At 71.2% G+C, this 21,893-nt stretch carries 19 protein-coding genes and 1 tRNA gene; 9 read left to right on the top strand and 11 right to left on the bottom strand.

All coding sequences use genetic code 11. The features are described from left to right. Nucleotides 1-81: 81 nt before the first annotated feature. The 4 genes from OOZ19_RS21555 to sp36 all read right to left on the bottom strand — a co-directional run bounded on the left by OOZ19_RS21555 (nt 82) and on the right by sp36 (nt 3,084). Complete coding sequence (locus tag OOZ19_RS21555) at nt 82-1,410, bottom strand: hypothetical protein (RefSeq protein ID WP_266091956.1); 1,329 nt, start codon at nt 1,408-1,410, stop codon at nt 82-84. A gap of 35 nt (nt 1,411-1,445) precedes the next feature. After that, the gene (locus OOZ19_RS21550) at nt 1,446-2,054 is read right to left on the bottom strand and encodes a hypothetical protein (protein ID WP_184483628.1); all 609 of its coding nucleotides are present in this window, start codon (nt 2,052-2,054) and stop codon (nt 1,446-1,448) included. Between the two features lie 410 nt (nt 2,055-2,464). Continuing rightward, nucleotides 2,465-2,923: a RidA family protein gene (locus OOZ19_RS21545; protein ID WP_266091955.1), complete on the bottom strand. Its 459-nt coding sequence runs from the start codon at nt 2,921-2,923 to the stop codon at nt 2,465-2,467. Nucleotides 2,924-2,925: 2 nt separating this feature from the next. After that, nucleotides 2,926-3,084, bottom strand: coding sequence for a Sp36 family protein (gene sp36 / locus OOZ19_RS21540; protein WP_221315950.1), 159 nt, complete (start codon nt 3,082-3,084; stop codon nt 2,926-2,928). A gap of 151 nt (nt 3,085-3,235) precedes the next feature. Between sp36 and OOZ19_RS21535 the strand changes: the two genes are divergently transcribed. From OOZ19_RS21535 to bagB, 3 genes are all read left to right on the top strand, one after another. Further along, entirely contained in the window at nt 3,236-3,487 is a 252-nt protein-coding gene (locus OOZ19_RS21535) for a hypothetical protein (protein WP_266091954.1), read from the top strand. Nucleotides 3,488-3,726: 239 nt separating this feature from the next. Further along, nucleotides 3,727-4,728: an ATPase BagA gene (gene bagA / locus OOZ19_RS21530; protein ID WP_266091953.1), complete on the top strand. Its 1,002-nt coding sequence runs from the start codon at nt 3,727-3,729 to the stop codon at nt 4,726-4,728. Further along, nucleotides 4,725-5,855 carry an ATPase BagB gene (gene bagB / locus OOZ19_RS21525; protein ID WP_266091952.1) on the top strand — a complete coding sequence of 377 codons (1,131 nt, stop codon included), beginning with the start codon at nt 4,725-4,727 and terminating at the stop codon, nt 5,853-5,855. Before bagA ends, bagB begins: the two co-directional genes overlap by 4 nt. 136 nt (nt 5,856-5,991) lie before the next feature. On the opposite strand, the gene OOZ19_RS21520 is transcribed toward bagB, so the two are convergent. Further along, nucleotides 5,992-6,291, bottom strand: a complete 300-nt coding sequence (locus OOZ19_RS21520) for a WhiB family transcriptional regulator (RefSeq protein ID WP_184483638.1) — start codon at nt 6,289-6,291, stop codon at nt 5,992-5,994. A gap of 246 nt (nt 6,292-6,537) precedes the next feature. On the opposite strand from OOZ19_RS21520, the gene OOZ19_RS21515 reads away from it, so the two are divergent. The 4 genes from OOZ19_RS21515 to OOZ19_RS21500 all read left to right on the top strand — a co-directional run bounded on the left by OOZ19_RS21515 (nt 6,538) and on the right by OOZ19_RS21500 (nt 10,984). Further along, the gene (locus OOZ19_RS21515) at nt 6,538-8,964 is read left to right on the top strand and encodes a transglycosylase domain-containing protein (protein ID WP_266091951.1); all 2,427 of its coding nucleotides are present in this window, start codon (nt 6,538-6,540) and stop codon (nt 8,962-8,964) included. A gap of 23 nt (nt 8,965-8,987) precedes the next feature. After that, a complete protein-coding gene (locus OOZ19_RS21510) occupies nt 8,988-9,770 on the top strand; it encodes a siderophore-interacting protein (protein ID WP_266091950.1) in 783 nt (260 codons plus the stop codon). Between the two features lie 137 nt (nt 9,771-9,907). Further along, on the top strand, nt 9,908-10,861 hold the full coding sequence (locus tag OOZ19_RS21505; RefSeq protein WP_416309477.1) for a metallophosphoesterase: 954 nt from the start codon (nt 9,908-9,910) through the stop codon (nt 10,859-10,861). A gap of 49 nt (nt 10,862-10,910) precedes the next feature. Beyond that, nucleotides 10,911-10,984, top strand: a tRNA-Pro gene (locus OOZ19_RS21500). 1,356 nt (nt 10,985-12,340) lie between these two features. Here the strand turns inward: OOZ19_RS21500 and OOZ19_RS21495 are convergent. The 4 genes from OOZ19_RS21495 to OOZ19_RS21480 form a co-directional block, all read right to left on the bottom strand. After that, nucleotides 12,341-12,571, bottom strand: a complete 231-nt coding sequence (locus OOZ19_RS21495) for a hypothetical protein (RefSeq protein ID WP_266091949.1) — start codon at nt 12,569-12,571, stop codon at nt 12,341-12,343. 445 nt (nt 12,572-13,016) lie between these two features. Further along, on the bottom strand, nt 13,017-14,600 hold the full coding sequence (locus tag OOZ19_RS21490; RefSeq protein ID WP_266091948.1) for an alpha/beta hydrolase: 1,584 nt from the start codon (nt 14,598-14,600) through the stop codon (nt 13,017-13,019). Between the two features lie 393 nt (nt 14,601-14,993). Continuing rightward, a complete protein-coding gene (locus tag OOZ19_RS21485) occupies nt 14,994-15,617 on the bottom strand; it encodes a hypothetical protein (protein WP_266091947.1) in 624 nt (207 codons plus the stop codon). After that, nucleotides 15,599-16,012 (bottom strand): hypothetical protein, encoded by a 414-nt coding sequence (locus OOZ19_RS21480; protein ID WP_266091946.1) that lies wholly within the window; start codon nt 16,010-16,012, stop codon nt 15,599-15,601. The genes OOZ19_RS21485 and OOZ19_RS21480 overlap by 19 nt, the downstream gene beginning before the upstream one ends. A gap of 174 nt (nt 16,013-16,186) precedes the next feature. Between OOZ19_RS21480 and OOZ19_RS21475 the strand changes: the two genes are divergently transcribed. Continuing rightward, nucleotides 16,187-18,031, top strand: coding sequence for a prolyl oligopeptidase family serine peptidase (locus tag OOZ19_RS21475; protein ID WP_266091945.1), 1,845 nt, complete (start codon nt 16,187-16,189; stop codon nt 18,029-18,031). A 117-nt stretch (nt 18,032-18,148) separates the two neighbouring features. On the opposite strand, the gene OOZ19_RS21470 is transcribed toward OOZ19_RS21475, so the two are convergent. Together OOZ19_RS21470 and OOZ19_RS21465 are read right to left on the bottom strand one after the other, a co-directional pair. Beyond that, a complete protein-coding gene (locus tag OOZ19_RS21470; protein ID WP_323055166.1) occupies nt 18,149-18,346 on the bottom strand; it encodes a DUF1059 domain-containing protein in 198 nt (65 codons plus the stop codon). A gap of 73 nt (nt 18,347-18,419) precedes the next feature. Further along, the gene (locus tag OOZ19_RS21465; protein ID WP_266091944.1) at nt 18,420-20,288 is read right to left on the bottom strand and encodes an ABC transporter ATP-binding protein; all 1,869 of its coding nucleotides are present in this window, start codon (nt 20,286-20,288) and stop codon (nt 18,420-18,422) included. A gap of 441 nt (nt 20,289-20,729) precedes the next feature. Here OOZ19_RS21465 and OOZ19_RS21460 point away from each other — a divergent pair, with 441 nt between their 5' ends. Then, nucleotides 20,730-21,794 carry an NADH:flavin oxidoreductase/NADH oxidase gene (locus tag OOZ19_RS21460; RefSeq protein ID WP_266091943.1) on the top strand — a complete coding sequence of 355 codons (1,065 nt, stop codon included), beginning with the start codon at nt 20,730-20,732 and terminating at the stop codon, nt 21,792-21,794. Nucleotides 21,795-21,893 lie beyond the last annotated feature (99 nt).

Below are 21,893 nucleotides of genomic sequence, written 5' to 3'. Positions count from 1 at the left end.
GAGAAGAACGCTGAGAACCCGCTGGTGTTCGCCTTGCTCGGGTGGTCGCTGCTCAGCGGCTTCGCCGCTGACAGGACGGGATCACCTGGGTTTGGCGTCTATCGGCGGGAAGCCTCCGGTGGCCGAGCCGCCGGGCATGGTCGTGTTCCAGGCGTCCTGGCCTTGGACCTGCGCGCCGCCCGCTCCGTTGGCCACCGGCTGCGCCTGCTGCTGCTCGCCCGAGCCACCGCGGTCCTGCTCCCGTTGTGCCAGCTCCTCGTGCAGCTTGCGCAGCAGGTTGCGCTCCCGGTCGGTGAGCTTCGCGTCGACCGCAGCGGGGACGCGGGTGTTCTTCCCGCCGCCCTGCTGCTGCGCCTGCTCCCCCGACTTCGCCTGCTCGGCGTCCGGCGCCTGCAGGTCCTCCTGGTTCACCGGGCGTTGCCGCAGCGTCGGCTCGGCGCCCTGCTCGGGCGCTTCGGCGACCGCGGTCTCCCGCACCGGCTCCGGGCTGAGCTGCTCGGGTGCCGGCTCCGGGCGGGGCGCGGGGCGGGCGGGCTCGGGACGAGCCTTGGCTTCGCGATGCTCGGGGCGGTGCTCGGCCCGAGGCGGTTCCGGACGAACCGGCTCGGGGCGAGCGCGTTCCGGGCGTGCCGAGTCGAGGGAGACGCTGTCAGGAACCGGGGCCTCGACGCGTCTTCCCGGCCCCGCGACTGGCTCACTCGGAACGTCGCCGCCTCCGGGCTTGCTCCCCGCGGTGGCCCGCGGTGCCCGCGCGTGGTTCGAGGAACCGTTCGGGATCGCCACCTGCGCGACCAGGTCCAGGTGCACCCGGCGAGCCGTGGCCAGCGCGTTGCGGTGGTACGGCGGCAGATCCATCCCGCTGCTGAACACGTCCACCGAGCAGCCCACGCCGGCCCGCCGCAACGCCTCCAGCAGCTGGTAGCCGGCGGCGGTGACCGAACCATCGGCGCCGACCTCGGCCAGCAGCACCCGTCGCGGCACCGCGCCGTAGGTCACGCCCGCCGGAGTCGTCCGCCAGGTGCACCACAGCGCCCGCACCCCGTGCAGGCGTCCCGCGATCGGCGCGATCGCGTCCACCAGCTCGTGATCCGACCGGTCCGCCTCGTGGTTCTCGCTGAACCGGTGCCCTTCGTCCTGCACCGTTTCCACGACGTGCAACCGGTCGGCGGGCGCGTGCGGCGAACCGGATTCGTCCAGCGCCCGGCGCAGGTGGTACTGCTCCGTCGAGGTCACCGGGATCCGGCCGGCCAGCAAGCAGCCGATCAGGAACTCGGCGGCCGAGTCGAGCTGACCGATGCCGAGCATCTCGCGAACCGAATTGACGGCGTCGTCGTCCACCCGGCCGGTCAGGGCCAGCAGGAGGTTGTGCAGGCGTTCCACCGGCCCCGCACCCTCAGCGACGTCCACCACGAATGCCTCCTTCTACGATGCCTGCACCGGCACCGTCAGCCACGATGTCCCACGAGTTCGTCGGCGCCCAAGCACACCAGCGCCGACTCGGCGAGCGCGGCGCGGTGGTAGGCGGTCGGTTCCACCTCGGGTGGCAGCACCTCGACGCACGGCTCGGTGTCCCCGAGCGCGCGCAGGATGCGTTGCAGTTCACTGGTGAGCTCGACGGGATCCGCGGAGCCCGTCACCAGGATGATCCGCTTCGGCCGCGTGCCCGGCAGGTGGCGCCAGGAACTGCGGGTCTCGCGCACGCCCTGCCTGCCGCGCAGCGTCGCCCCGAGCACCAGCACCGCCGGGTCGCCCTTGTCGTCCACGTGGGACTCCGCGCGGAAGGTGTACCGGTCCGGGTCGGCTCCCGGCAGCACCGCGTGCACCACGGACGGGTCGGCCCCCAGCGGCAGCAGCGCCTCGGCGAGCCTGCGGTGGTCCGCGTCGGACAGCGCGACGCGCTCTCGCACCAGCGTCGCGGGCAGCGAGCGCGCGAGAACATCGGCGGCGCCACCCGCCAGCCAGTCCCGATAGCGCCAGAGATGCCGATCCGGCAGCCGCCCGGCAAGTCGAAGCAGCAACTCGTGGCACAAGAGGTCCGTTTCGCGTACCGCCACGTCGCCCCCTCCCAGCTTCGTTCGCTCGTCACCCGGTGCGAGCGACACTCGCACCCCTCACGCCGCGAGCACTCGATCAGGGCAAACCCTCTCCCTCCGCGGAGCGGAAGAGCAAGCCCGATCGATCACTCGCCGGTCTTGATACCGCCATTCGGGTGACCCACGCGTGATCACTCGAAGTAGCGGCGACCGAAGCGTACTGGTTGGTAGAGCGGGCTCGGGGCGTACCTGGCAAGAAACTCGTGCAACCCCCAGTCGAGATCCGGATCAATCGGTCCGGCCGGGCGACGCTCGAACGAGGAAGAGCCGCGGCGCCAACGCACCGCGGCTCCTCGGCCGACGCCGGGAGTCCGCTGTGGACCCCCGGACGACGATCGTCCGCGCACCGGAACCGGTTCGCAGACGATCGATCACGCGACCTCGACGATCATCTCCACCTCGACCGGTGCCCCGACGGGCAGCCCGGCGACGCCGACGGCGGAACGGGCGTGGATGCCCGCGTCGCCGAAGATCTCCCCGAGCACCTCCGAAGCACCGTTGATCACGCCGGGCTGTCCGGTGAAGCCCTCCGCGGAGGACACGAAGCCGACGACCTTCACGATCCGCACGATCGCGTCCAGCCCGACCAGCGCGTCCACCGCCGCGAGCGCGTTGAGCGCGCACGTGCGGGCGTGCTCCTTCGCCTCGTCCGCGTCGACCTCCGCGCCGACCTTGCCCGTCGCTGCGAGCCTGCCGCCGACGAACGGGAGCTGGCCGGAGGTGAACACCTGCGATCCGCTGCGCACCGCGGGCACGTAGGCCGCGACCGGGGTCGCCACCTCCGGCAGCTCGATGCCCAGCTCGGCCAGCCGCTGCTTCCAGGCGCCCACGGTCAGGACTCCTTCGAGCGCTTCAGGTAAGCGACGTGCTGCTCACCGGTCGGCCCCGGCAGGACGGAGACGAGTTCCCACCCGTCCTCACCCCACTGGTCCAGGATCTGCTTGGTCGCGTGGGTCAACAGCGGCACGGTCGCGTACTCCCATTTGGTCATGCCCGCCAGCGTAGAGACGCCCCGCCCGCGACGCGCCGCTGGCCCGCACCGCCGCGCTCGGGGCCGGGGACGCCCGGACACGACCGAAACGCGACCGAGGATTCACACGTTCGCGCCTTGCCGATCGCCGGATCGGGCTAGCTTCCGTCCCATGGAGACCTGGCGGATCGTGGCGATCGCGCTGACGCTCGTCATCGGCACCCTGCTGATCATGGACTCGGTCGGCAAGATCCGCGGAGATCGGGTGCGGCGCCGAACCCGGCGGCTGCGCACCGGCATCCGCGGCGTGCTGCTGCTGGCCGCGAGCGTGGCACTGGTCGCCACCGTGCTCCCGGCGACCGCGGTGTGGGCGCTGCTCGTGGGCACCGCGCTGATCATGTCGGTCCGCTTCGTCGTCGACTGACCGCCGCCGAGCCGTCCGCGCGACGACCGCGTCATGACCGGCCGCGCCGGTCGTCCCACTCCCGGAGCACCGCGGCGAGCCGTCGGCGTGCGCGCAGAACTACTCAGTCCGGAGCCGACCGGACCGCCCCGCGCCTGAGTACTGCGCATGCGCGCCTACGCAGAAATGACGAGGCGGAACGAGGAGATGGCTGCTACGTGCGGGAGACAGCACCCCGGAATCCCGCCTACGCTGATCGTGTGACCGGATGGGACGCCGAACTCGACGACGCTCGGCTGCACATCGTCAGCGGCAAGGGCGGCACCGGCAAGACCACGGTCGCCGCGGCGCTGGCGCTGGCGCTGGCGACCGGAGGCCGGCGGGTGCTGCTGGTCGAGGTCGAAGGCCGCCAAGGCATTGCGCAGCTGTTCGACACCGCGCCGCTGCCGTACTCCGAGGAGACGATCGCCGCGGCGCCCGGCGGGGGTGAGCTGCGGGCACTGGCCATCGACGCCGAACCGGCGCTGCTGGAATACCTGTCGATGTTCTACAACCTCGGCTTCGCCGGCCGCACGCTCAAGCGGATGGGCGCGATCGAGTTCGCCACCACCCTGGCACCCGGACTCCGGGACGTGCTGTTCACTGGCAAGGTCAAGGAGTGCGTCGGGCGCACCGACGAACACGGCCGCCACGTCTACGACGCGGTCGTGCTGGACGCGCCGCCGACCGGGCGGGTCGTGAAGTTCCTCGACGTCACCCGCGCCATGGCCGACCTGGCGAAGGTCGGCCCGATCCGCGGGCAGAGCGAAGGCGTGGTGCGGCTGCTGCACTCCGCCGACACCGTGGTGCACCTCGTGTCGCTGCTCGAAGACCTGCCGGTGCGGGAGACCTTGGAGGCCGTCGCCGAACTCGACGCCGCCGATCTGCGGCCCGGCGCGGTGCTGCTGAACCGGGTGCGCCCCGGCCACCTGCCCTCCCGCTCGGTGGCGGCGGCAGCGGCGGGCCGGGTCGACGCGGACCGGTTGCGCTCCGGCCTGGAAGCGGCAGGCGTGCAGGTCGACGACGACCTGCTGAGCGGGCTCACCGACGAGACGGTGGAGCACGCGGTGCGCGCCCAGGCCGAGCGGGAGGCCGAGGAACGGCTCGCCGCCACCGACCTGCCGAACATCGCGCTGCCCGATCTGACCGCCGGGATCGACGTGGCCGAGCTCTACGAGCTGGCCGAGATCCTCACCGAACACGGCGTCGGGAGACCACGATGACCGCCCCCGCCGCACTCGACGTCGACGCGCTGCTCGACGACCCGGAGAACCGGATCGTGGTGTGCTGCGGATCCGGCGGCGTCGGCAAGACCACCACGGCCGCCGCGCTCTCGGTGCGCGCCGCCGAACGCGGTCGCAAGACCGTCGTGCTCACCATCGACCCGGCGCGCCGGCTCGCGCAGGCGCTCGGCATGCGGGAACTCGGCAACCAGCCGCGCCAAGTGGTCCTCGACGACTTCGAGCCCGCCGGTGATCTCAACGCGATGATGCTGGACATGCGGCGCACCTTCGACGACATGGTGCTCGCGCACGCCGGGGAGGAGCGGGCCCAGCAGATCTTGGAGAACCCCTTCTACCAGACGATTTCCACGTCGTTCTCCGGCACGCAGGAGTACATGGCGATGGAGAAGCTGGGCCAGCTCGCCGCCTCCGGGGAGTGGGACCTGATCATCGTGGACACCCCGCCGAGCCGGTCCGCGCTGGACTTCCTGGACGCGCCGCAGCGGCTGTCCACGGTGCTCGACGGCCGGCTGATCAAGCTGCTGTCCTCCCCCGCCAAGGCGGGCGGCAAGGGGCTCCGCAAGATCGTCGGCGCCGGGTTCGGGATGTTCTCCAAGGCCGTGTCCACCGTCATCGGCGGCCAGTTGCTGTCCGACGCCTCGGCGTTCGTGCAGGCCTTCGACTCGACGTTCGGCGGGTTCCGGGAACGCGCCGACCACACCTACCGGCTGCTGCGCTCGCCGGGCACGTCGTTCGTGGTGATCGCCGCGCCGGAGCCGGACGCGTTGCGGGAGGCCTCGTTCTTCGTGGAGCGGCTCACCGCGGAGGGCATGCCGCTGGCAGGGCTGGTCGCGAACCGGACGCACCCGGTGTTCGCCGAGCTGACCGGCAGCAGGGCGCTGTCGGCAGCCGAAGAGCTCGACGCCGCGGGGAACTCGCCGCTGGCCGCGGCCGTGCTGCGGGTGCACGCGGACCGCGTCGCGGTCGCCGACCGGGAACGCCGGATGCTCGCCCGGTTCACCCGGGCGCACCCGGAGGTGTCGTTGGTGGGCGTGCCCGCACTTCCCGCAGATGTGCATGATCTCGACGGCTTGCGAGAGATCGGCCGCCGACTCGCAGTGGAATAATCCAAAAATTCTAACCAGCAAGAATCCGCAGCTCGGTGATCACAATCCACCGAAAACCGGCCCGCTGAACGAGTGAACCGGGATTCCGGGCGGCTCGAAGAATCGAGCCGCCCGGCCCGTGCTCACGACGGGCGAATCAGCCCACCTGGTACTCGTCGATGTCCGCGTAGTCGTCTCGCGCGGCTTCCAGAAGCTCACGCCAGTTGCGGACTTCCGGGCGGCGACGCAACAACGCACGCCGCTCCCGCTCGGTCATTCCACCCCAGACACCGAACTCGATCTTGTTGTCGAGCGCCTCTCCGAGGCACTCCGTCCGCACCGGGCAGCCGAAGCAGATCATTCGCGCTTTGCGCTGCTCAGCTCCCCTGACGAACAACTGGTCCGGATTTTCATCCCGGCATGCTGCCTGAACCCGCCAGTCCCCCTGCTCGAACATAAGGCTCCCCCAGCTCCTCACTGGATCGTCGGCGACCGAATTTCGTCCGGAGCCCCCCGGCACCGGATGCCACGACGCGTGTCGCGCCGCAACGATGCTGTCGCTGGACGTGGACGAACTTTAGAGCCCCCCGGTTCCATAACCAACCAAGGGTTGTCGCTCCGTTATCTTTGACCCTCATCACATCGGGCGGAACCCACCAAAGACGGCGTGTTGATGTCAGTAAAACCACTTAGTCTTGCCGTCGTGCGTGTCCGGGACAGCTTGCTGAAGCTCTTCGGCCTGTGTGTGCTCGCAGGAGTTCTCGTCGCCGGGATGCTCTTCCCGGCCGCGGGAGCCCTAGGGGTGGTGTCCAACCGCGCTGGTGACGCGGTGAACAACATCTCCTCCGAGCTGATGACGCAGGACCCGCCCCTCGTGACCACGGTCACCGACCGGGCGGGCGTGCCGATCGCCTACCTATTCGATCAGAACCGGACGCCCGCGGCGCCGGATCAGATCTCCGACTCGATGAAAGCCGCGATCATCGCGATCGAGGACCGCCGGTTCTTCGACCACGAAGGCGTCGACTGGGCGGGCACCGTCCGCGCCGCGATCACCAACCAGATGTCCGGTGAGATCGCGCAGGGCGGCTCGACGCTCACCCAGCAGTACGTGAAGAACTACCAGGTGCACGTGGTGGCCGCCGACGACCCGATCAAGCAGGCCAAGGCCGTCGAGCAGACCCCGGCGCGCAAGCTGCGGGAGATCCGCATCGCGCTGCAGCTGGAGAAGCGGCTCGGCAAAGAGGAGATCCTCGCCCGCTACCTGAACGTGGTGCCGTTCGGGAACCAGACCTACGGCGTCGCCGCCGCGTCCCGGGCCTACTTCAACACCACCCCGGACAAGCTCGACGTCCCGCAGTCCGCGCTGCTGGCCGGCATCGTCAACAGCCCCAGCGCCCTCAACCCGGAGACGAACCCGCAGGAGGCGACCCTGCGGCGCAACATCGTCATCGACACGATGCAGGCGCAGCACCGGATCGACCGGCGCACCGCGGACGCCGCCCGCGCCGCGCCGCTCGGCATCGTCTCGCCGGTCAACGCGCTGCCGAACAACTGCGTCGGAGCCGGTCCCGCCGACGGCTTCTTCTGCAAGTACGTCGTCGACTACCTGCAGAACGCCGGGTTCGCCGAGCAGGAACTGCGCACCGGCGGCTACACGATCCGCACCACGCTGGACCAGAAGGCGACCAACGCGGCGAAAGCCGCGGCCGAGAGGCACGTGCCCAAGGACACCAAGGGCATCGCGAACGTGATGGCGGTCGTCGAACCCGGCAAGGACAAGCACGAGGTGCGTGCGCTGGTCGCCAACCGCGACTTCGGCAACGACGCGAAACGCGGCCAGACCTCGTACGCGCTGCCCAGCGGCGTGGCGAAGTTCGGTGCCGGATCCGTGTTCAAGGTGTTCACGGCAGCCGCCGCCCTGGAGAAGGGGATGGGGATCAAGAACACCATCCAAGCTCCCGGCAACTACACCTCGACCGAGTACCGCAACGGTTCCGCGCCCTACACCGTCGGCAACGCCGAAGGGGTCACCCCCGGCCCGCGGACCTTGCAGAAGGCCCTCGCCACCTCGCCGAACACCGCGTTCGTCGCGCTGGAGGAACGAGTGGGCCTGGATCAGACGGTCGACATGGCGACCCGGCTGGGCATGCGGCAGACGCTGCTGCACTCGAACTTCAGCGGTGATCCGATCGCGCCGAACGGAGCGAACGGGCCGTCGATGGGCGACGTCGTCAAGGAGAAGAAGATCGGGGCGTTCACCCTCGGCTTCGGGCCGACCAGCCCGCTGGAGCTCGCGAACGTCTCCGCGACCCTGATGAGCGGCGGCACCTGGTGCCCGCCGACGCCGGTCGACCAGATCGTCGACCGCAACGGGAATCCGATTTCGATCACCGAGGACCCCTGCGAGCAGGCCGTCGACGAGGGCCTCGCGAACGCGATGGCGGTCGGCATGAGCCAGGACGACCAAGCGGGCGGTACCGCCTACGGCGCCGCGAACAACGCGGGCTGGTCCCGGCCGATGGCGGGCAAGACGGGAACCACCGAAGCCCACCAGTCCGCCGGGTTCATCGGTGCCACCCCGCAGTTCGCCGGTTCGGTGCTGACGTTCTCCGACGGGAACAACCCGCAGGGCATCTGCGACAGCACGCCACCGACGCTGTGCGGTGCCAACGGCGGCAACATCTACGGCGGCAAGGTGCCTGCGCGCACCTGGTTCGACGCGATGAAACCGATCCACGAGGGCCTGCCCACGGCCCCGTTGCCGGAGGTCACCGACCGGTACGAGAACGGCGGCGACGAGTTCCAGGTGCCCAACGTCGTCGGCATCAGCGCCGATCGGGCCAAGCGCGCCCTGGAGAAGGCCGGGTACAAGGTCGAGCAGCGGTCGGTCAACAGCGAACGCAGGAAGGGCTCGGTGACCAGCCAGACCCCGCGCGGTTTCGCCCTGCCCGGCGAGACGGTGACGCTGTCGGTCAGCACCGGCTACGTCCCGCCGCCGTCGCCGGCCCCGAAGCCACCGCCGCCCCCGCAGCAGCCGCCCCCTCCGGGCGAGCCGGGACGGCCACCGGGTGAGCAGCAGCCGGATCAGCCGTTCATCCCGATCCCGCCGGGCATCTTCCCGCCGTGACCCGCTGCCTACACTCGGCGGTTGTGACGGACACGCAGGTGAGCACGCGGCGCGTGCGCTCCCGGTACCGGTTGCTCCGGGTCTCCGAGGTCGAGCGGGTCACCCCGCGCATGGTGCGGGTGGTGCTCGGCGGGGAGGAGCTCGCCGACTTCGACAGCACGGGCAGCGATCAGCGGATCAAGCTGTGCCTGCCGCGACCCGGCCAGCCGACACCGCTGGGCCGCGACCGGGCGGAGGTGTTCGCGCTGCCGCGCGAGCAGCAGCCGAAGCAGCGCACCTACACGGTTCGCTGGTTCGACGCGGCGCGGCAGCGGCTCGCGATCGACCTGGTGGTGCACGACCACGACGGCCCCGGATCCACCTGGGCGAGCACCGTCCGGCCCGGTGATCAGATCGTCGCGGTGGGGCCGAGCCCGTCGTATCAGGCGGACCCGGCGGCGGACCGGCTCGTGCTCGCCGGGGACGAGACGGCGCTGCCCGCGATGCTGGCGATGGTCGCCGAACTGGACGAGAGCGCTCGGGTGCAGGTGTTCGCCGAGATCGCCGACGAGGCGGAGCGCCAGGAGGTCCGCACCCGGGCGGACGTGACGTGGACCTGGCTGCACCGGGACGGCGTTCCCGCCGGGCGGAGCACGGTGCTGGCGGACGCCGTGCGAGCCGCCGACCTCGGCCCGCGGCCGGACGTGTGGGTGGGCGCGGAAGCCGAGGCGGTGCACCACATCCGCGAGCACTGCCAGCGGGAGCTCGTGCTGGATCGTCGCCGGGTGTACGCGCTGGCGTACTGGCGCCACGCCGACCCGGCCTGATCAGGCGGCGGGCTCGTCGCGGAGGGCTCGCGAGACCCGATCCCCGAGCGCGACGGCGGCCCGCGCGCTCGCCCGGCGGGCCCCATCCCGAGCGTCGCGGGCCCACCACCGGCCGTAGGCTGGAAGGCGTGAACAAGCTGGGTCGGATCATGCTCGCCGGCGGTGCTCTGGGCGCCGCGACCTTCGGTTACGCCGCAGGCGTGGAACGAAGGCACTGGACGCTACGACGCGCCACCGTCCCAGTGCTCGCCGAAGGCGCTCCCGAGCTGCGCGTCCTGCACATCTCCGACCTGCACATGATGCCGAACCAGCGGTCCAAGCAGCGCTGGGTCGCCGCGCTGGCCGAGCTCGCCCCCGACCTGGTGGTCAACACCGGTGACAACCTCGCCCACCCGCAGGCGGTTCCCGCCGCGCTGCGCGCGATGGGCTCGCTGCTGGACCGGCCCGGCGTGTTCGTGTTCGGCAGCAACGACTACTACGGTCCGAAGCCGAAGAACCCGGCGCGCTACCTGCTCCCGTCGGCGAAGACGAAGCGGATCCACGGCGATCCGCTGCCGTGGCGGGACCTGCGGGCGGCCATGACCGAACGCGGCTGGGTGGACGTGACGCACCGCTGGCACGACATCGAGATCTCCGGCATCCGGATCCACATCGCCGGTCTGGACGATCCGCACCTGAAGCGGGACAAGTACTCCAAGATCGCGGGCACGCCCCCGCAGGAGTCGCAGCTGAGCCTGGGCCTGACGCACTCGCCGGAACCGCGAGTGCTCGACGCGTTCGCCGACGACGCCTACGACCTGGTGCTCGCCGGGCACACCCACGGTGGCCAGCTGCGGGTGCCGGGCTACGGGCCGATCGTGACGAACTGCGAGCTGGACCGGGCGCGAGCGCGCGGCGCGTCGACGTGGGGCGACCGGATGCACCTGCACGTCTCGGCGGGCCTCGGCACCTCCCCGTACGCGCCGGTGCGCTTCGCCTGCCCGCCGGAGGCGACGCTGTTGACGCTGGTCCCGCGTTCGAAGGGCGGCTCGCTGAAGTCCACCGGCCTGTTCGGCAACCCCCCTTCCGGGGCACGCGCGAACATCCGCTAGACTTCCTCTCAGCGGCGGACGAGTACCCGAGAAGTTCCCGCTGAGTGATCGGGGTGTGGCGCAGCTTGGGAGCGCGCTTCGTTCGGGTCGAAGAGGTCGTGGGTTCAAATCCCGCCACCCCGACAAGTAAAGGGCCTGGTCAGGACTCCGCAAGGAGTTCCGGCCAGGCCTTTTTCTCATGCTCGGACCCCCTCTTGGGAGAATTCTGGGAGACGATCTTGAAATTAGCTCTCCCAGCCGCTCCCCGCTCGCTCCTTCAGAAGCTCGTCCAAGACGAGCACCGGGGACCTCGGCGAGAGGGTGAGCCGAGCGTCCAGCGCTGCTTCCCCTCGCTTCGTCAGGTCCTCGGCGAGTCGCGCCCGCATCCCTGCCGTCACGTGCGGCAGCGCCGCTGGACTGAGGCGTCCGTGTGCCCGATCCGCTCATCGGCCAGCACTCCGGGCGTCCCCAGCTCCTCCATCAAGGTCCGGTGCGAGTGCCGCAGGCCGTGCGGTGTCAGACCCCGTGCGATCGGCAACCAGCAGGCGTCAGCCCGCCCGTGCGCGCCGCGACCGCGCACCGGTACTCCAGGCCACGGCTCAGCCAGGACAGGCACCGGACGCGCGGGCTGAGGGCTCTTCTTCGGGTTCCAGCCGGTCACCGCCGGCTGGAACACACGGCGGGGCGTCGATCGTGCGTAGGAGTCGTCCTGGGGCGGGCACCGCGTCAGCTCGCCATTGTCCAGCTCGTAGAGCTGCCACTGCACCCGCACCGCTCCCGTACGGGCGAACTCCGTCTCCAGCCCGACGAGTTCGCCCCACCGCAGCCCGGTGAATCAGGCGGCTAACGACGAAGGAACCTTGCGCACCCGGCTGCTCATCGACTGCCGCACGATCTTCGGCGACCAGAGCGAGATCCCCAGCGCGGAACTCATCCGCCGGCTCAACGCCGCGAAGCACCGTGGCGGGACTACGGCGTCCAGGCGTCGGCGAAGTCGGTGCGGCGGTAGCCCTTGGTTTGGGAGCCGCCAGGAAGCGGACGTTGCCGGATCGGATGTCGAACTCCCCGAGGAGCCGGGACAACTTGGCTTGGGTGAGCCCGTGGACCGGCGGCCCCTGGCCGGGCTCCGCCATCGCGGGGAGCCCGGCCAGGCCGTTGGTCGTTCTCGTGTTCGAGGCCGGTTCGCGGTGCCGCCGAGGCTTGCTCCCCCGCCTGCCGGTCAGGCCTGGGCCACCAGGCGAACGCACGCACCCCCATGCCGTGTCGCATGGGGGTGCCTTGCGCGCGTGGCCGGTTCTTGATGCTGAACTCGGTGGTCGGTTCGCGCGTTCCGGTCGTTGCCGTTCCGCATTTCCGGACGGCCCGGCGGAACTTGCGACAGCACCGTTGAACGATGCTGTCGCCGTGATTCCCACCCTTTCTGCCCGAGCCGTCCGGCGAATGCGCGCGAATGTTCACGGCAATGCGACGCGAACCGCCGGTGATGTTCTCGAACGATCCTTACCGGTAGGTGGCGATCAAGTAGAATCCATCCGACCGCTCCTCGCACTGGTAACCGACGATTCCCTCGTCGCCGCGGTGCTCCACACCGGCTTCCGCGCACTTGTCGGCGCTGTCGTACGGTCCGTATTCCTTGTCGACGTCCGCGAGCGCGGTACCCGCGCCGAGCAGGGAGGCGCCGGCGCCTGCGGCGCAGAGGACCAGTGCGGAGATGCTCTTCCGAAAACGCATGAAATGACCTCGTGGATCGACATCAGTTGCTGGTGACTACGTGATTCGCCACAACACCACGGTAGGAAGTCGAGAACTCCGGCACCGGTGAGAACCCAGGTGGTCGTGGACGGAAGGGAAAACCCTCGTGCGGGCTAGGCGGGTAGCTGCGCTTTCCACTTACCGGAGGAACAGCCGAAGAGTACTGCTGGCGGGAGTTCCCACCCGGCCACCTTTGGGAGAAATCCGGTAGACGATCTTGGAAACGGCGCTCCCCGCTCGTTCCTTACGGAGCTCGTCCCGGACGGCGTCCGGGGCCTCGACCAGAGGGGGAGCCGGCATCCGGCACTGACCAGTGGTTGCCGTCCGGAACGCGGGGTTCCCGCCACCGCAGCACGGCCGCACGGCCCGCTCGACCGGGCGGGTCGGGCGGGTCGAGCGGGCCGTGGCAGCACGTCCGGGTCGGTCAGGGCGCCGGGTCGAACGGGCCTGTGTCCGGCTGGCAGACCGTGCCCTCGGCGGGCAGCGCGCCGTCGGTGAAGTACGCGTTCAAGGCCCCGTCGATGCAGGCACTCGCACCACGGGCGCCGTGCCCGAACGAGTCGAGCGTGAGCAACCGGGCGCCGGAAAGAAGCTCGGAGGTCTTGCGCGCGTCGTCGTACGGAGTGGCCGGATCACCTTGCCGGTTGCCGATGACCAGCACCGGTGCGGCCGTCTCCCGGTCCCACGGTCCGGTGTAGCGGTCCGGGTCGGGCCCGTCGGGCCAGGTCGCGCAGCCCAGCGACAGGTACGTCCAGTACGAGCCGAAACCGCGGCCGGCCTCGTTGGCCCGTCGCGCGTAGTCCGGCCACACCGACGGGTCACCGGGGTTGCTGCCGTCGTTGCACATCACGCTGAGCATCTGCTCCATCCCCGGGGCGCCTCCTCCCGAGGCTGCCGGAACCGATGCGGCCGGTTCCGGTGCGGCGGCGGCACCGGGCAGGGAGAGCTCGTGCAGCTGCTGCAGGAACTCGGCGAGGGGGGCCGAGGCCGAGGCGCTGTTGAGCGCACGCCACGTCCGCATCACCGCCGTCGGGTACGTCACCTCCCTCGAAGTCCCGTCGGGCTGGGGGAGCATGACGGGCTCGGCCGACAGCCGGTCCAGCAGCGCGTTGTACTTGCCGAGCAGATCGGTACCCGGCTCCCGGAACGCGCAGCGCTCATCGGCGGCGCACGCGTCGAGGAACGCGCGCAGCGCCTGCTGGGCACCGCGGTGGGCGCCCATCCGGAAGGTCATCGGCTCGGTCGTCTCGCCCGGCCGGTATCCGGTGGTCCATTCGATCGGGTCGACCACGGCGTCGATCGCCACCGCGCCCACCCGCTCCGGGAACAGGTTCGCGTACACCGTGCCGAGGTGGCTGCCGTAGGAGATCCCGTAGTAGTCGAGCCGGTCCTCCCCGACCGCCTCGCGCAGCAGATCGAGGTCACGCGCCACGTTCGCGGTCGAGGTGTGCTTCAGCAACGGCCCCGCGTTCCGGGCGCACTGCTCGACCCCGCGCGCGGTCTCCTCGGTCGCGGCCCGTTCCTGCTCCGGGGTCGCGGGAAAGGAGCTCATCCAGTGGAAATCATCACCGGGCTCGGTGAAGCAGCTCAATCCGTCGCTCTCGGCGATGCCACGCGGGTCGAAGCCGACGATGTCGAACCGCTGGTGCAACTCCGGGGTCAGCTCCGGCGCGAACTTGCCGCTGTTGCCGGGACCGCCCGGGTTGTAGAAGATCGTGCCGAGCTTGTGCTCCTGATCGACGGCGGGCAGTTTGCCCACGGCGAGCTGGATCTTCTGGCCCGCGGGGTCGCGATAGGACAGCGGGACCTCGGCCGTGGCACATTCGTAGCCGGCTCCGCCTTCGCACGGCGCCCAGTCCAGCGTTGGAACGGCCGCCCCGTTGGTGCGCAGGGGAGCCGGTGCGGAGTCAGCGGCCGGCGGCCCCGCGAGGGCCGCCGGAGTGAGCGAACCGGCGGCTAGGACTGCGACGAGAACCGCCGTTCCACGCGCTAAGTGCCCCTGCTGCATGCGTTCTTCCCCTCGGTCGAGATCTCGCGCCGTGCCGGCGCACCACCTGATGCGGAAGTCGATCGGGAGAAACGTTCGCAGCCGACGACGGAACGCACCTCGTCCAAGTGGCCGCCCGAGGCCGTCCGATCGGCCGGAGTTCCCGGCCGATCAACCTGGGAGCTCCTGCCGCGGTGCGGAGTTCGACCGGATCGGCAGATCTCGCAGGGCACCTCGTTCACGGGCATCGGATGCGCGAGACACCCGACGAACTCGACGCGCAGCGGTACGACGAAGGGACTGGTCAGGATTTCGCGAGAAGTTACGACCAGGCCCCGTCACGCCCGGAGCGGCGACCGACCCTCCCCCGAGGGCTTTCCGCTCGCCGCCACCCGACGGGTCATTCGGCCTGCGTCAGGAGCAGGACCAGGACACCGGCTTCGACGGTCCCCGCAGGAGTCCGGCGGTGCCCGCGATCGTGCTGCCGTCCGGGCTGATCGAACGCGGGGCGAGCTGCCATCCGCCGCTGCCCGGCAGCGGGGTTCGCCGCCCGTCGGCGATCAGGACACCTTCCGTGCCGGAGCTGCCCCGCGTGGCGGTGGCCAGCATGCCCTGCGCGTTGATCGCGCCCGAGCCGAAGGCGGCGTCCGGGATGGTCTCCGCCGCGCCGGTGTCGAGGTTCCAGCGGATCGCGCCGTCGGGGCCGCCACCGAGCACCCACGGCCCGCTGATCTGGTTCGCCTCCAGGTGCGCGTTCGGCGCGACGCCCGCGGGGCGCGGCAGCTCAGCGGAGGTGCCGTCCGCTCGCCAGACGAAGCCGTCGGCCGGGGCGTCGGGGGTGTCGCCCTCGACCGTGCCGACCGCGGTGCCGTCCTCGGAGACGTCGTTGGCGACGCCGCGCGGGCCGGGCAGGTCGACCGGCTGGTCGGATCCGGGTTCCCAGACGACGGGGATTTCGGCGCCCGCGTCGCCGGTCCGGAACCCGGCGATCCGGCCGGAGTCGTTGATGCCGCGCGGCATCACGCGGCCGGGCAGCACCTGGACCTCGCCGTCACGCAGGACGTACGGGCGGCGGTCTCCGTACTCGTCGAAGATCCGCCCACCGCGACGCCCTCGGAGTTCACGTCGGCCGGCGCGTCGGGCAGTTCGGGCGTGTCCACGATCGCGCCGTCGCGCCACACGACGTCGACCTCGGTCATCGGGTCGTAGCCGACCGCTCTGCCGACCAGCGTCCGCCCGTCCGGGCTGCCGCCGCTGACGCGTCCCTCGGTGGTGCCCGGCGGCATCGGCAGCTCGTGGATCTCGCACGCGGTGGGCACGGCGGGCAGCGGCTCGGCGATCGCCGACGACACGGGCACCAGTGCGACGACCGATCCGGCGAGCACGCCGCCCAACGCGGCGAGCTTGGGCAGCGCCCTAGCGTTGCGTACCAATGCGGCTCCCTCGTTCTCGTCTCGCGAACATCGAGTAGACGGCCGGGCGCGGCACGGGGTTGTCCGCCGGGCACCCGGAGATTTCGCCGGAGACGGCCCTGCGCGGGAGTTCCTCGCCCGGTCGGGTCGGCAGGGGGCGGCGCGGCGTCGGTGGGATCGGGCAGGATCGGCGGGGTGAGCACCTACCCAGACGCGAAGATTCCGGAAGAGCTGTTCGACGACGCCGAGCGGGAGGCTCGGTGGCGGGCGCGGTTCAGCGCGCCGCGGGTGTCGCTGCCGGACTGGGCGCGGGACGCGCCGGGGCGCAACCTGTACGTCTCCAACTCCAGCGGTACCTGGGAGTTGTACGCGTGGGACCGGGATTCCGGGGAGCACCGCCAGGTCACCGACCGTCCGAACGGGACGTTCCACGGCACGCTCTCCGCCGACGGCACGCGCGTGTGGTGGTTCGACGACACCGACGGCGACGAGTTCGGGTCGTGGGTGAGCGAGGACTTCACCGCCACCGGCGGGAAGGCCGAGGCCGCGCTGCCCGGTGTGCACGCCGGTTACCCGGCGGGCCTGGAGCTGGGGCCGACGGTCACCGGAGTCGGCATGTCCACCGACGACGGCGTCACGGTGTGGGTGGCGCGCTCGGGCGGCGCGCCGGAGGTCGTCTACGAGCACGAGCAGGACGGCGGGCTGTCCTCGCTGTCCTGGGACGAGAACCTGCTGGTGCTCTCGCACTCCGAGCACGGCGACAGCAGGCACCCGGCGCTGCGGGTGCTGCGGGTGGACGGCGCGGAGACGGTCGCGGACAAGTGGGACGGGCAGGGCTTGGGCCTGGACGCGCTGGACTTCGCGCCGGTCGCGGGAGATCCGCGGCTGCTGGTGCTGCACGAGCGCCACGGCCGCGAAGAGCTGCTGATCTGGGACGTGCTGGCGGACACCGAGCGGGAGATCGACCTCGGCCTGCCCGGTGAGGTCTCCGCGGACTGGTACCCGGACGGCACGGCGCTGCTGATCGCGCACACCCACCACGCGCGCACCACGATGCACCGCTACGACCTGGAAGCGGGAGTGCTGACCGAGCTGTCCACCCCGGCCGGGACCGTCGGCAACGCCTCGGTGCGCCCGGACCGCTCGGTGGAGTACTCGTGGTCGTCGGCGGCCACGCCGTCGCTGGTGCGGACGTTGAGCGCGGACGGTGCCGACGAGGTGCTGCTGACTCCTCCCGGTGAGCGCCCGCCGGGGTCGCAGCCGGTGACCGACGTGTTCGTGCCGGTCCCGTACGGACCGAACGAGGCGGTGCACGCGCTGGTGTCCCGCCCGGCGGACGCCGGGGACGGGCCGGTGCCGACTGTGTTCAACCTGCACGGCGGCCCGCACGCGGCGGACGAGGACCGGTTCTCGGCGTACCGGGCCGCGTGGCTGGACGCGGGCTTCGCCGTCGTGGAGATCAATTACCGGGGTTCGACGGGGTACGGCTCGGCGTGGCGGGATGCGATCGAGGGCAGGCCGGGCCTGACCGAGCTCGCCGACGTCGCGCACGTGCACGACTGGGCGGTCCGCGAAGGGCTCACGACACCCGCGTTGAGCGTGGTCGCCGGGGCTTCGTGGGGCGGCTACCTGACGTTGCTGGCGCTGGGCACGCAGCCGGGGCGCTGGGCGGGCGGCGTCGCCGGGGTGCCGGTGGCGGACTACGTGTCGGCCTACGCCGACGAGATGGAGCCGCTGCGCGCCTACGACCGCGCGTTGTTCGGCGGTTCGCCGGAGGAGATCCCGGCGGTGTACTCGGAGTGCTCCCCGCTGACCTACGTGGACGAGGTGCGCGCTCCGGTGCTGGTGCTGGCCGGGGACAACGATCCGCGGTGCCCGATCCAGCAGATCTTGAACTACCTGGACCGGCTCGTCGAGCGCGAGGTGCCGTTCGAGTTCTACCGCTACGACGCGGGCCACGGCTCGCTGGTGGTGGCGGAGACCTTGCGCCAGGTCGCGGCGGAGATCCACTTCGCACGTCGCGCCGTCGGCCGCGGCTGAGGCGGTGCCGCCGACCGGCCCGTCCCCCGCTCTCGGCGGGTGGGCGGGCCGTGCTCGTCGGCGATCTCGGCAAGACCGAGTCCGCTCACCCGCGGAGGCCGACCCGCGCCGCTCGACTCAGTCTGCGAGCGTCGCCGACTCCGGTTCGAGGAACTCGCGCAGGTCGGCGCGCAGCTGCGGGGTGTCCTCGTGGCCGTGCACCGCGACCGCGTGCGCGGCGGCGGCCTGCACCACCTCGTCCTCCTCCCCGCTGATGGTGAGCGTGCAGTTCACCTCGCTCGGGTACTTCCGGCAGTCCGCCACTTTCCTGGTCATGACCGGCTCCTCTCCGGAGTGAGCGCTGCCCCTGACCATGCCCCCGGCGGTCGTTCGCGGGAAGAGGACTTGGTCACGGCCGTCCGCGCGCGTGCAGCAGATCGGTGAACCCGGCAGGCCACGGCCGGCGCAGCCGCACCGTCGGTGCGTCGTCCGGCGCCGGAGCGGACAGGTCGCCGCTGATCACGCGGCCCGCCGGGACGTCGTGCCGCATCGAGCGAGTGCCTGCAGCGGAGCGAGCCGCCACGTCCCGGACGTCGAGCCGCGACGTCGGCTCGCCTCCGAGCACGACGACTCGGTCGGCGAGCTCGGCCAGCTCCGGATCGTGGCTGATCAGGATGGTCGTGCGGGTGCGGGCCAACGCGCGCAGCGCGGCGACGACCTTGCTCTTCGATGCCGCGTCCAGGCCGTTCGTCGGCTCGTCGAGCACCAGCACCGGGGTGCGGCGCAGCACCGCGCGGGCGATCGCGATGCGGCGGCGCTGACCACCGGAGAGCAACGCGCCCCGCTCCCCGAGCGTCGTGTCGTAGCCCTCGGGCAGCGCGCGGACGAACTCATCGGCGTCGGCCTCCCGCGCGGCGGCGACGATCTCGGTGCGGGCGGCCTCCGGCCGCGCGAACGCGATGTTGTCCGCCACCGTTCCGTGCAGCACGTCCGCTTCCTGCGGCACCAGGCCGATCTGGTCGCGCACCACGTGCAGCGGCAGTCCGGTGAGGTCCACGCCGTCGAGCAGCACGCGCCCGGCCTCCGGGTCGTAGAACCGCAGCAGCAACCGTGCCAGCGTCGACTTCCCCGCCCCGCTCGACCCGGTGATCAGCACGAACTCGCCCGGCCGGACGTGCAGCCGGAAGTCCCGCAGCGCGGGTTCGGCCGCCTGGGGATAGCGGAAGACGACCCGGTCGAACTCGACGGCGCGGCCGGACCGGTGCGGCGGCAGCCCGGCGGTGCCGCCTGGCGCGTCGGCCACCGCGGGCCGGGCGTCGAGCAGCTCGATCAACCGCTCCGATCCGGCGCGGGCGGCGGTGACGGCCATCGTGATGCGGCCCAGGTCCTGCAGCGGCGGGTACAGGTAGCCGATGTAGGCGGCGAAGGCCAGCAGGCCGCCGATGGTGATGCGCTGGGCGGAGATCTCCCAGACCCCGACGCCGATGACGAGCAGGATGCACACCGTCTCGACCATCGTGACCAGCGGCGCGTACAGCGCGGACAGCCGCGCCTCGGCCAGCTTCGCGCGGAACCAGCGCATCGAGGCGGCGTGCAGCTTCGCGTCCTGGCTGCGCTGCTGGTTGCCGGCCTGCACCAGCTCGACGTGCGAGAGCCCTTCTTCCACGACGGTGGCGATCTCACCGTTGCCGGCGCGCTCCTCGCGGGACGCGGTGCGCATCCCGGCGGAGAACCTGCGCGCCACCAGCCAGAAAGCGGGGGCGAGCGCGAAGGACAACAGCGCCAGGTCCCAGCGCAGGTAAAGGGCGGCGCCCGCGTACAGCACGACGCTGAACAACGCCGTTCCCGTCTCCACCATTCCGGAGGCGACGAGCCTTTCCACCGCTTCCACGTCACCGGACAACCGGGCCACCAGATCACCCGTTTTCCGGCGCGCGAAGAAATCGGGCGACAATCGTTGGACGTGCGCGAAAACATGCGCGCGCAAGCGCACCAGGAATCGTTCGGCGGTGCGCGCGGCGAGATAGGACCCGCCGAACGAGGCCGCCGCTCCGAACGCCGCGATGGCCAGCCAGGACAGTCCCGGCGTCCAGAACGCGTCGAGGCTGCCCGCGGCCAGCGCCTCGTCGGTGATCAGCATGAACATCCGGATCGCCGCGGTGTCGGCCAGCGCGGCCAGCACCAGCAGCACCGCCGCCACCAGCAGTCCACCGCGTTCCGGCCGCAAGAACGGGCGGAACCGGGCGAACACCTCTCGAGTTCCCGGCGCAGCGGTCATCGTCCACCTCCCTCGAGCGCCCGGAGGGCCGGCGGCGATGCGGACGCCGCCGGCCTCCGGAACCGGTCACTTCCGCGGTGGCTCACCCGGAGCGGGGCGGTGCGGACGCGGGAAGTGCGGGCGCTTACCGGGAACCGGAACGGGGAAACCCATCGTGCGACCTCCTGGTCGTGATTCTTTCTCCTTCGCCGGGTCCGTTCGGATCCGACATGGACGAACCTACCGACGGCATTCCGGCGAATTCGACGTGAAAGCACTGCCGATCAGCTGGGAAACGACTGGGCGAAAACATGCCACGTGGTTGGAATTCGATGTTCCCAGCGCATTCCCACCCGGCGCCGAGCGAGCTCCCAGGCGCCGCCGGTAGCGACGTGCGCCACGTCGCACGCCGAGTGACGCACGACGCGGAATACCTGCGCGTGCAAGTGTGTCGGTACAGGTATGAGCCATCTCTTCGACCCGTTGAAACTGGGCGACACCGCGATCCGCAACCGCGTCTGGGTCTCCCCCATGTGCACGTACTCCGCCGTGGACGGACTGCCGAGCGACTGGCACCTGGTGCACCTAGGCCAGTTCGCCATCGGCGGCGCCGGGCTGGTCATGGCCGAGGCGACCGCCGTCGCACCGGAAGGACGCATCAGCGCGGGCGACGCGGGGCTGTGGAACGACGAGCAGGTCACCGCCTGGCGCCGGGTCACGAACTTCCTGCGGGAGCACGGCGCCACGCCCGCCGTGCAGCTGGCGCACGCGGGCCGCAAGGCTTCGACCACCGCACCGTGGGAAGGGGGCGCGACGCTGCCCGAGTCCGAGGGCGGCTGGCAAACCGTGAGCTCCACCTCGAACGCGTTCGGCGAACTCGCCGCCCCGCGCGCGCTCACCGAGGACGAGGTCGCCGCGTTGCCGCAGCAGTTCGCCGACGCCGCGCGCCGCGCCGACGAAGCCGGCTTCGAGGTGATCGAACTGCACTTCGCGCACGGATACCTGGCGCACCAGTTCTACTCGCCGCTGACCAACGATCGGACGGACCGCTACGGCGGCGACTTCGACGGCCGCATCCGGGTCCTGCTGGAGATCGTCGACGCGGTGCGCGCCGTGTGGCCGGAAGGCCGCCCGCTGCTGGCCCGGCTGTCGGCGACGGACTGGGTCGAAGGCGGCTGGACCGGGGACGACTCGGTGCGGCTGAGCCGGTCGCTGGCGCGGCACGGCGTGGACCTGGTCGACGCGTCGACCGGCGGTGCCGTGCCGGACGCGCAGATCCCGGTGAGCTCCGGCTACCAGACCCGGTTCGCGCGGCAGATCAAGATCGAGGCCGAGGTGCCGACCGGCGCCGTCGGCCTGATCACCTCGCCGGAGCAGGCGGAGGAGGTCGTGACCTCGGGTTCGGCGGACGTGGTGCTGCTGGCCCGCGAGCTGCTGCGCGACCCGCACTGGCCGCTGCACGCCGCGGACCGCCTGCGGGCCGAGACCCTGTGGCCCAAGCAGTACGAACGCGCTCGTCGGGGGTAGGGGGTCGTTCTGCTTTGGGGGTCGGGTGGCGGAACCTCAGCTGTCTTCTCGCTGCGGGATCTTTTTCCCTAGTGGCTCCGCCACGAGGGAAAAAGCTGT

Source organism: Saccharopolyspora sp. NFXS83, from assembly GCF_026241095.1.
In the GTDB taxonomy this organism is placed as follows: Bacteria; Actinomycetota; Actinomycetes; order Mycobacteriales; family Pseudonocardiaceae; genus Saccharopolyspora_C.
This window is presented reverse-complemented; position numbering and strand designations above follow the sequence as displayed.

Coding starts and splice junctions, on each gene's coding strand:
- sp36 (WP_221315950.1), bottom strand. CDS start 3,084: ATGACCAAATGGGAGTACGCGACCGTGCCGCTGTTGACCCACGCGACC.
- OOZ19_RS21535 (WP_266091954.1), top strand. CDS start 3,236: ATGGAGACCTGGCGGATCGTGGCGATCGCGCTGACGCTCGTCATCGGC.
- bagB (WP_266091952.1), top strand. CDS start 4,725: ATGACCGCCCCCGCCGCACTCGACGTCGACGCGCTGCTCGACGACCCG.
- OOZ19_RS21520 (WP_184483638.1), bottom strand. CDS start 6,291: ATGTTCGAGCAGGGGGACTGGCGGGTTCAGGCAGCATGCCGGGATGAA.
- OOZ19_RS21495 (WP_266091949.1), bottom strand. CDS start 12,571: ATGCGTTTTCGGAAGAGCATCTCCGCACTGGTCCTCTGCGCCGCAGGC.
- OOZ19_RS21490 (WP_266091948.1), bottom strand. CDS start 14,600: ATGCAGCAGGGGCACTTAGCGCGTGGAACGGCGGTTCTCGTCGCAGTC.
- OOZ19_RS21470 (WP_323055166.1), bottom strand. CDS start 18,346: ATGACCAGGAAAGTGGCGGACTGCCGGAAGTACCCGAGCGAGGTGAAC.
- OOZ19_RS21465 (WP_266091944.1), bottom strand. CDS start 20,288: ATGACCGCTGCGCCGGGAACTCGAGAGGTGTTCGCCCGGTTCCGCCCG.
- OOZ19_RS21460 (WP_266091943.1), top strand. CDS start 20,730: ATGAGCCATCTCTTCGACCCGTTGAAACTGGGCGACACCGCGATCCGC.